The following is an 8,693-nucleotide window of genomic DNA, read 5'->3' on the forward strand; positions in this document are numbered from 1 at the left end:
ACCCCCTAAATCTAAGCCACAAATCATACCCTAACCTGTTACAAAATAGAGAAATATTTAACTGGATAAGCGCACATAGCAGCGCTAAAATAGCTCTATTGTTAAAGGTATTTGAGCATAAGAAAAATGATTGTCTGTATTGCAAATCAAAAGGGTGGAGTTGGTAAAACAACATTAGCCACAAACCTAGCTGTAGCTTTAAGTAAGAAAGGCGATACAGTTTTAGTTGATGCTGATGACCAACAATCTGCTGTTAAATGGTCAAAGCGTAGAACAGAAAATCAGATTGACACTGAACACCATAAAGGCGATTTGAAGAAGGTCCTGCTCGATCTGCAAAAGAAATATAAGTATGTCGTATTGGACGTTGCAGGGCGTGATTCAGAAGAGTTCCGTAGTGCCTTGCAAGTTGCAGATAAACTGATTGTACCGACTCAACCAAGCCAAGCAGACGTTGAAGTATTGCCATTCGTGTTGAAGATGTTTAACACCTTCCAAAAGGTCAATGAAAAGCTTGAGCCATTTATTGTGGTTAACAAAGCCCCTTCAAACTCAAAATCAACTGAAGTGGCAGATTCAATTGAACTGCTTCATACGCTCCCTAAATTCAAGATCCTAAATACTGTTATCCGTGACCGCAAACAGTTCCGTGATGCTTCAGTACAAGGCTTATCTGTATTGGAAATGGGTAGCTCGAAGGCTAAAGATGAGTTCAATGAGTTCTTGGTGGAGATCCTATAATGAGCAAGTTAAAAGCGAAAATAGGTTTTGGTGATGACCTAGACGAGATCCAGACTAACCCTGAAGCCACATTAGATGATGTTGCAGAGCAGGAAGTTGAGTACACACGCAACTTAAAATACAAAATCATTCTCACACCCCATACAGGCGAAGTAAAAAAACGCTACCGTAAAGAACATGGACGCTTGGCATCTGTGCCTTTGTATTATGAGGAAGAGAAAGTTTTAAAAGAAGCAGCAGGTTTTGTCGGGGAGTCATTGAATGACTTCATCCGTGAAGTTGTTTTGAGAGAAGCAAAGCGTGTTCTAGGTGCAGAAAAATTTAACGCTACGATGAGTAAACCACTCAATCTAGCAAAGGTTGAATTAAGTGATGAAGAGCATTTGAAACTCAGTGAGCAGCGTAAAGCTGAACGTGAAAAGAATAAGCCGGCGATGTAAATCCAAGCTTTGATACTGTTATTAAAGTCGTAAAAGCACTGAATTTACGCTTAGCAATTTAAAAAAAACTAGTAAAAAAGGGAGCTTTAAGCTCCCTTTTTCAACTTCGTATAACGTGTATTATGTTAATTTTAGGAAAATTAAATTTTCTAATTAGTTTTATTCGGTAGTCTAATAAGTGAATTTTATAAAAAGATAAAGTCATATGCATATCAAATGGCCGATTATTACGTTTATCGTACTATTTTTTTTAACATCTATTTTAATTGGAACAGGCTGTTCTGATGGTTGGAGTTCAAGTTCGATTGGTTCAAGGGGGGCTTGTTCTCATCATGGTGGTGTAAGCCATAAGAACGTATATATCGGCTTTATTGCTGGCGTTATAGGAGCAATGGGATTAATTTATTTTTTCCCACTTAAAGAAACACCTAAACCTGAAAGAAAATTTGTAGAAAGTAGTATAAAAAGTAGACGTAGAAATAGTAATAGAAGAGTAAAAAAAACAAAAAAAATACGGTCTAGTGTGCATGAAAAAAGGAAAAATCCTTATACTCTTTATAATTTCTCAGAACCTAAATTAAAAGATATAAATCAGCCTATTAATCAACATAAAACTATCTCTAAAAAAATAGATGATAGTATGCCATCATGTCCTATATGCGGAAGTCGTATGCAGTTTAAAGATAAAAAAAATTATGGTTTTAATTTTTGGGGATGTATAAATTATCCATCATGTAAAGGAATTCGCAAAGAAAATTAAATTTTTCTTTTTTTCAATTTCTTGCATCTTATTAGATGCTAAGTATTCATCATTTTTAATCTCTCCTGCAAAAAGACCAATATATAAAGCATTAGCTTTTTCTATTGAACCGTCTGATTTTGATAGCGCCATTGCCCTGTTTAGGGTGTCTGTTATTCCCAAGTAGAAATGTCCTACCTAATAACCAAATAGAAATGTCCTATATGGACATTTCCAAGTCAAGCACAGGATTCAGATTTCGTTGTTGAATTGCTGTTTTCTGTACACGTCTGCTTGGCATCTTTTGAGAACGATTGCGTTTGTTTTGTTGTTCCAGTTCTTCATGCTGTTGTTGGATATGATTCAGAACAACACCCAACCGTTCATTCTCAACAATCTCTCGCTGATTCAGCTGACTTAATTTATCGAGAAAATCTAATAAATTTAGTGCTTTAAAATATAGATATAATTGTATTGAGTGTAGACATGTACCTTAAATTATATTCAGATTTACAGATCATATAAGTATTTGGACTACCTGATCCATTGGTGAAAGAAGCTCTTTCTATTTCACAAGCAGATGAAGCATAAACATGATGAAGTGAAGACGATTTATAGAAATCTTCTTTCAGAGTGGAAAAGTAATATTCATGTTCTTGTTCTGCAAAATCTTTTGATTTCAGATATTCTGTTATGTAATTAATTTTTGCATCTAATGCAATATTAGTTAGATGCATTCTTAAACCATTGTAATAAAAAAATTCCCCATTATTATAGTTTTCCACTTTTGGGTGTGTTTTTAGCATTAAATAATTTATAGCACTTTCAGTAAATTCAGGATTTTTGAATTTTTCTAGAATGCTTGCACCTAACTGTGAGCAAGCTTCATTTTCTTGAGTTACGCAGTTTTGATCATATATTTTTACTAAATCTGCAGTGCTCTTCATTTCTGCTGAGTTATACCAACTTTCATTAATAAAATCTTTGTCATTCTGTGCGTAAATCTGGCTTGATAAAATACCAGCAAGTGAAAATATATATATAAATTTCATATATTTATTCCTATTGTTAAAAAAAGGAATTTCCTTTTAGGTCAAACTAAATGAATTTCACTCATTATCTTGAGTAAATTTGCATCACTCAACGAAATTCTTGTGTTAGTTGGTGCTAAAAAATAATGCCACGGCTGAACATAAAATTAAATATAAACAATAATTTAATTGAAATATAAAATCAGAAGAATAGGCAACGGATCAGGAACATTTTCTTAATTAAAAAGCTATCAAAGAACTATAGCTGAATGATAAAGAGCCCAATAGCATTCGATATCTATCATTAAACTTAATGCAATAATTAAATGATAGTATTATCGTTGGTCTAATCAAATTAAGACTAAATGATAGTAATGGAAACTACTAATTTCGTATAACCACCAATATGTTAAATGGGACTAAGTATTTCAATTTGATCTGTATTTGCGATTATCGAGTACGTTCATAAATATTAATGTGATGACTACAATAAGGACATATTGCAAACTAAAAGCAATAGCAGAAATATAAGGATGTGCGAAACTGTTTAAGTAGGTAAGAGTATCGCCTTTACGCCATTCTTTATATGGAGGAAGAGGCTCATCATTGATAAAAAACCAATTCAGGTTGATTAGGCTTAAGGTAAAGCAGAAAAATACAATTCCAAGCCAGCCATTGATAGACTGCTGGTTTTTATTCAATTTTGCATAATGCTGACGTATTTGTTTTACATGTGTGGCGGGTAGTGGGTATCTTAAATAATTAATAACAATAAGACCAATCACGAAAAAATTACATATTGCAAAATAGTCATTTAGAAACTTATGCTGGCTTGAAATCGAAGAGGAAATTGTGTTCGGAAATAAGCCATTAAATGAGAAATCAAAACTGACTATGACTAATGCGATTGCAGTGGGGATCAGATAAAAATAATAAAATGGTGCTGTAACATCTAAATAATATAAAAAAGCTGATTTTTTTTTCATGATTTTTGGTGATTTGGTTTAAGTTTTTCTAAAATTAACATAATACACCTTATACGAAATTAAAAAATGGAGCCTAAAGCTCCATTTTTTAATAACTTTTTTTAAATTGCTAAGCGTAAATTCAGTGCTTTTACAACTTTAATCACAGTATCAAAACTAGGGTTAACATCACCAGAAAGTGCTTTATAAAGACTTTCTCGGCCTAAGCCTGTATCTCGTGATAATTGAGCCATTCCTTTAGCTTTTGCAATGTTACCTAAAGCCTTTGCAATGAATGCGGCATCGCCATTAGATTCTTCAATACATGCTTGTAAGTAAGCCTGCATATCATCCTCTGTTTTAAGATGCTCAGCACTGTCCCATTTGCGAAGTTTAATAGCCATTTATAGCTCCTCCTCTAAATCTTGTGCCAATTGCAGGGCAAGTTTTATATCTTTACTTTGCGTAGACTTATCTCCGCCTGCTAAGAGAATAACAACCCTTTGCCCTTGCTTGCAGTAATAAATCCTATAGCCTGGCCCAAAGAAGAAACGTAATTCAGAAACACCTTCACCGACCGGCTCAGTATCTCCAAAGTTTCCATCTTCAACCCGATCAATTCGGACTTGTATGCGTCTTTTTGCCTGCTGGTCTTTTAACTTGGTGAACCAGTCATCAAAGACTTCAGTGGTATATATTGAGTACATAAGTAGAATGTATCCTATAGGATACATTTATGCAAGAAATAAACTTGATATTTGGGGCTCGAAACGGTGAATTTCGTATAACAACCATTATGTTAAATATTATTATTTAGTAGTAAATGAAGTGTTCAAATTTGGAGGTTTATACATGCCTTGCATATAGGAAAAAATCATCATTCCAGAAATTAAAAACATCAATATTGTTATCACAGAGCTATATAAACGCATTCATTACTTATCAATCTTACTAGAAACCCATGTTAACTTTATATTGTTATACTTACGATATAAAACTGATTTCATTGAAAATAAATTTTTATAAATGAGTTATTTTTATCTTTTTATAAAATTATTATATATATATAAAAAAAAACTTGATTTATAATATTTTTAGTGTATAGTTAATTTAACTAGAAAAAAGTCTTGTTCCGGTAAATCTTCTTTAAGTATCGCAGTTTTAGTCATAATCCTTCGTTTTTTCAGATTTTAAGTCGTTCTTTATTATTTTCAAAGTTATACCCAGTCAATAAATTGACTAAAAATTATTAAAAATTAGTAGGATATATTATGTCAAACTCAAATGTTGTTAAAGGTACTGTTAAGTGGTTTAACGAAACTAAAGGTTTTGGTTTCATTCAACAAGAATCAGGTCCAGACGTTTTTGCTCATTTCAGCGAAATCGCGAGTTCAGGCTTCAAAACCTTAATGGAAGGCCAAATGGTTGAATTTAGTGTGGCTCAAGGTCAAAAAGGACCGAATGCTGTAAATATTGTTGCTATCTAAGTAATAATAGACAGTAATAAAAAGCACTCATAAGTGCTTTTTTTATACTTTAAAATTTGTTTTATAAATTGAAAAATCTCGAAGAAATAGGATATAAGTTGTTAAAAATAAATAATTTAATTGCAAAATCTAAAAATGGTACTGAAATTATTGTTTCATTAATTCCCCTTCATAAAATGCAAAATACACGTCAAGGTTTTAAAGAAATTGAAGTCGGTAAAAGAGTTCTGCTGGAATCCGGAATCGAAGTGGATTTAAATTTAGATGGCCGTACATTTTATACTTCTCTAAATCAGCTATTTAAATTAAACCATAAAGTTGCTTAGATTTAAAATTAATAAACATCAATAATTTAGGTTTATTTTTTCACTATAATTTTATTAAAAGGCTATATATGTTTAAACAGAGTCTCAGCGTGAAAGATCAGTTTGGGGTTAAACACATGATTCAAGCAACAGTGGATCATCAGTTTGCCAATACGCAATCTCATTCGAATATAAAACATATCACCGTTGATGGTGAAGATATTCGACCTAGTTTTGAAATGCTTTTTCAAAGTACCTTAAGTGGAAAAATATTCAAAATCATCTAGAAATATAGTTTTTATAAAATCTATAGTCTGAATGAAATATCAGAATCTACTCGCTAGAATGCGGGTTTTTTTATACCGAATTGAATAGCCACTTATTTGTAGACACTTTATAGTTCTTCTAAAATTAACATAATACACCTTATATGAAACACTTTATATTTATCATTAAATTTCAGTATATTAGATTAAGCCGCTCTAGGAAGTAAGGCACCAGAGCGGCTTTTTATTGACTATTCATGTTCCACGCTTAAAATTCGAACAGTGTTTCATGATTTTTATAAGTTAAACTAAATTTAGTTGCTAATCCCAATAAGCTATTCACTAACTTGTAAATATCGGTATACCGCCTGACGACTAATCCCAAAAGCTTTCCCTAATGCCATTTTCGATGGATACTTCCCCTCCTTCCATGCTTGTCGTAAAGCTTCAGCTTGGTCAGGCTTTAGTTTATGCACCCGACCTTTGTACTTCCCCTGAGCAGAGGCGAGTTTTATTCCTTCCTTTTGCCGCTCTAAAATGATCTCACGTTCGAACTGTGCAAAAGCACCCATCATTTGAAGCATCAAATTATCCATCGGGGTGGATTCGGCTGTAAAAGTAATATTTTCTTTTACAAACTGGATGGCGATCCCTCGTTTGACCAGTTTATCTACTTCAGTGACCAAATCTTTTAGGCTTCGCGCAAAACGATCCATTGAATGTACAATCACCCTGTCCCCTTCCCGGACATAGTTCAACATTTCCTGAAATTTAGGTCGGTCAGTATTTTTACCTGAAGCACGGTCAACAAAAATCCGGTCGACCTCAATTCCTTCAAGTTGACGTCCAGTGTTTTGCTCGACAGAACTTACCCGGACATACCCTACTTTTTGGCCTTTCACTTTTTCACGCCCCAATTGGATAAAAATGAACAATTTCGTAAATTATAAATCTTTAACACTAAAGTTACATGTTACTTATGATTAAAAATCATTTAAATGATACATAATTTCATGAACTTTCAGATTGTAACTTTAGGGTATACCCTAAATTTACATTAATTTTGTTGAAAATGAGCAATTTCTCATCGCAACTCAAGTTGTAACTTGCTTAAAAAATTTTCTTTTATAAAAGTCAGTTATTGATTTTCATCATTTAACTATTTTCTTGGATGAAATTTAGCAATTGATTTGCAAACACGTCAGGCAGGGCTTCTGGAATTTTAAAATATCTAATAATAACCGTGGAACATTGATCGTTAGCTAAGCGTGGAACATACGAAATAAAGAAGATGACGCTCTAGGACCTTAGAATATAAAGCGGCATTACTCAATATACTGATATTTAAATAAAAATTTTTCACATTTCGTATAAGGTGTATTATGTTAATTTTAGATTTACTAAAACTATTTTTTGAGAACTAGGCTGTTATGGGAACTGTAAAGCTCAAATCTTCTGATGAAGTTTTTCAATTAAAAATTAGTCTGCTAGGTAGTGATCCTGAAATCTGGAGAACTATTCAAATTTCATCGGCAGCTACTTTATCTAGGCTCCATAAGGCAATTCAATCTGCTTTTGATTGGGAAGATAGCCATTTACATGAATTCACGACTATTAAGCATGAAAAGATCAATAAAAGACAAAAATTGAAAGAAGTTCTACGTGTAGGTAAAAAAATTATATATACATATGATTTTGGCGATTGTTGGGAACATTTGATTACTGTAGAAAGCAGACAATCTCCTGATTTAAATAAAAAATATCCATGTTGTATAGATGGTCAAAATCATGCTCCATTTGAAGATATTGGAGGAATTTTTGGATATCTTGATATTTTAGATGCATTACAAGACTCCAAACATCCAAGATATGACGATTACATGCAAATTATCGAGGATGAAATAGGAGAGATAGAGTTTGATCCGACCTACTTTAATTCACATGATATTAAGTTTTAAACCTGATTTAACATAAGGGCTGTTATACGAAATTCACCGTTTCGAGCCCCAAATATCAAGTTTATTTCTTGCATAAATGTATCCTATAGGATACATTCTACTTATGTACTCAATATATACCACTGAAGTCTTTGATGACTGGTTCACCAAGTTAAAAGACCAGCAGGCAAAAAGACGCATACAAGTCCGAATTGATCGGGTTGAAGATGGAAACTTTGGAGATACTGAGCCGGTCGGTGAAGGTGTTTCTGAATTACGTTTCTTCTTTGGGCCAGGCTATAGGATTTATTACTGCAAGCAAGGGCAAAGGGTTGTTATTCTCTTAGCAGGCGGAGATAAGTCTACGCAAAGTAAAGATATAAAACTTGCCCTGCAATTGGCACAAGATTTAGAGGAGGAGCTATAAATGGCTATTAAACTTCGCAAATGGGACAGTGCTGAGCATCTTAAAACAGAGGATGATATGCAGGCTTACTTACAAGCATGTATTGAAGAATCTAATGGCGATGCCGCATTCATTGCAAAGGCTTTAGGTAACATTGCAAAAGCTAAAGGAATGGCTCAATTATCACGAGATACAGGCTTAGGCCGAGAAAGTCTTTATAAAGCACTTTCTGGTGATGTTAACCCTAGTTTTGATACTGTGATTAAAGTTGTAAAAGCACTGAATTTACGCTTAGCAATTTAAAAAAAGTTATTAAAAAATGGAGCTTTAGGCTCCATTTTTTAATTTCGTATAAGGTGTATTATGTTAATTTTAG

The 8,693-nt window shown here is 33.1% G+C and carries 15 protein-coding genes and 2 pseudogenes; 10 read left to right on the forward strand and 7 right to left on the reverse strand.

The window, feature by feature from the left end:
* The first annotated feature begins 126 nt into the window (after window positions 1–126).
* The 4 genes and pseudogenes from AC4MCC_RS14540 to AC4MCC_RS14555 all read left to right on the forward strand — a co-directional run bounded on the left by AC4MCC_RS14540 (window position 127) and on the right by AC4MCC_RS14555 (window position 1,941).
* Window positions 127–741, forward strand: a complete 615-nt coding sequence (locus AC4MCC_RS14540; RefSeq protein ID WP_034672700.1) for an AAA family ATPase — start codon at window positions 127–129, stop codon at window positions 739–741.
* The gene (locus AC4MCC_RS14545) at window positions 741–1,181 is read left to right on the forward strand and encodes a type II toxin-antitoxin system TacA family antitoxin (RefSeq protein ID WP_491885876.1); all 441 of its coding nucleotides are present in this window, start codon (window positions 741–743) and stop codon (window positions 1,179–1,181) included. The genes AC4MCC_RS14540 and AC4MCC_RS14545 overlap by 1 nt, the downstream gene beginning before the upstream one ends.
* Window positions 1,169–1,243, forward strand: a pseudogene (locus AC4MCC_RS14550) (addiction module antidote protein); the annotation flags it as partial. The gene AC4MCC_RS14545 and the pseudogene AC4MCC_RS14550, both read left to right, overlap by 13 nt.
* Before the next feature lie 143 nt (window positions 1,244–1,386).
* Entirely contained in the window at window positions 1,387–1,941 is a 555-nt protein-coding gene (locus AC4MCC_RS14555) for a DUF3761 domain-containing protein (protein ID WP_104498547.1), read from the forward strand.
* Here the strand turns inward: AC4MCC_RS14555 and AC4MCC_RS14560 are convergent.
* The 6 genes and pseudogenes from AC4MCC_RS14560 to AC4MCC_RS14585 all read right to left on the reverse strand — a co-directional run bounded on the left by AC4MCC_RS14560 (window position 1,912) and on the right by AC4MCC_RS14585 (window position 4,623).
* A complete protein-coding gene (locus tag AC4MCC_RS14560) occupies window positions 1,912–2,103 on the reverse strand; it encodes a hypothetical protein (protein WP_158650445.1) in 192 nt (63 codons plus the stop codon). The two genes, AC4MCC_RS14555 and AC4MCC_RS14560, sit on opposite strands and share 30 nt — an antisense overlap.
* Before the next feature lie 37 nt (window positions 2,104–2,140).
* Window positions 2,141–2,347, reverse strand: a pseudogene (locus AC4MCC_RS14565) (ISNCY family transposase); the annotation flags it as partial.
* Window positions 2,348–2,372: 25 nt separating this feature from the next.
* Window positions 2,373–2,972, reverse strand: coding sequence for a hypothetical protein (locus AC4MCC_RS14570; protein ID WP_107112077.1), 600 nt, complete (start codon window positions 2,970–2,972; stop codon window positions 2,373–2,375).
* A gap of 407 nt (window positions 2,973–3,379) precedes the next feature.
* Entirely contained in the window at window positions 3,380–3,937 is a 558-nt protein-coding gene (locus AC4MCC_RS14575) for a hypothetical protein (protein WP_491885877.1), read from the reverse strand.
* Between the two features lie 101 nt (window positions 3,938–4,038).
* On the reverse strand, window positions 4,039–4,320 hold the full coding sequence (locus tag AC4MCC_RS14580; protein ID WP_000985609.1) for an addiction module antidote protein: 282 nt from the start codon (window positions 4,318–4,320) through the stop codon (window positions 4,039–4,041).
* A complete protein-coding gene (locus tag AC4MCC_RS14585; protein WP_000286964.1) occupies window positions 4,321–4,623 on the reverse strand; it encodes a type II toxin-antitoxin system RelE/ParE family toxin in 303 nt (100 codons plus the stop codon).
* A gap of 564 nt (window positions 4,624–5,187) precedes the next feature.
* Here AC4MCC_RS14585 and AC4MCC_RS14590 point away from each other — a divergent pair.
* The 3 genes from AC4MCC_RS14590 to AC4MCC_RS14600 all read left to right on the forward strand — a co-directional run bounded on the left by AC4MCC_RS14590 (window position 5,188) and on the right by AC4MCC_RS14600 (window position 5,995).
* A complete protein-coding gene (locus AC4MCC_RS14590) occupies window positions 5,188–5,403 on the forward strand; it encodes a cold-shock protein (RefSeq protein WP_005237341.1) in 216 nt (71 codons plus the stop codon).
* A 98-nt stretch (window positions 5,404–5,501) separates the two neighbouring features.
* A complete protein-coding gene (locus AC4MCC_RS14595) occupies window positions 5,502–5,729 on the forward strand; it encodes a hypothetical protein (protein ID WP_067731910.1) in 228 nt (75 codons plus the stop codon).
* 68 nt (window positions 5,730–5,797) lie between these two features.
* Window positions 5,798–5,995 carry a hypothetical protein gene (locus AC4MCC_RS14600; protein ID WP_005237334.1) on the forward strand — a complete coding sequence of 66 codons (198 nt, stop codon included), beginning with the start codon at window positions 5,798–5,800 and terminating at the stop codon, window positions 5,993–5,995.
* A gap of 314 nt (window positions 5,996–6,309) precedes the next feature.
* Here AC4MCC_RS14600 and AC4MCC_RS14605 read toward each other — a convergent pair whose 3' ends face one another.
* A complete protein-coding gene (locus tag AC4MCC_RS14605) occupies window positions 6,310–6,876 on the reverse strand; it encodes a recombinase family protein (protein ID WP_000678311.1) in 567 nt (188 codons plus the stop codon).
* Between the two features lie 528 nt (window positions 6,877–7,404).
* On the opposite strand from AC4MCC_RS14605, the gene AC4MCC_RS14610 reads away from it, so the two are divergent.
* The 3 genes from AC4MCC_RS14610 (at window position 7,405) to AC4MCC_RS14620 (ending at window position 8,620) form a co-directional block, all read left to right on the forward strand.
* Complete coding sequence (locus AC4MCC_RS14610) at window positions 7,405–7,932, forward strand: plasmid pRiA4b ORF-3 family protein (protein WP_491885878.1); 528 nt, start codon at window positions 7,405–7,407, stop codon at window positions 7,930–7,932.
* A 103-nt stretch (window positions 7,933–8,035) separates the two neighbouring features.
* Window positions 8,036–8,338, forward strand: coding sequence for a type II toxin-antitoxin system RelE/ParE family toxin (locus AC4MCC_RS14615; RefSeq protein WP_000286964.1), 303 nt, complete (start codon window positions 8,036–8,038; stop codon window positions 8,336–8,338).
* Window positions 8,339–8,620 carry an addiction module antidote protein gene (locus AC4MCC_RS14620; protein ID WP_000985609.1) on the forward strand — a complete coding sequence of 94 codons (282 nt, stop codon included), beginning with the start codon at window positions 8,339–8,341 and terminating at the stop codon, window positions 8,618–8,620.
* Window positions 8,621–8,693 lie beyond the last annotated feature (73 nt).

It is taken from the genome of Acinetobacter sp. CAU_H_56, from assembly GCF_058599425.1.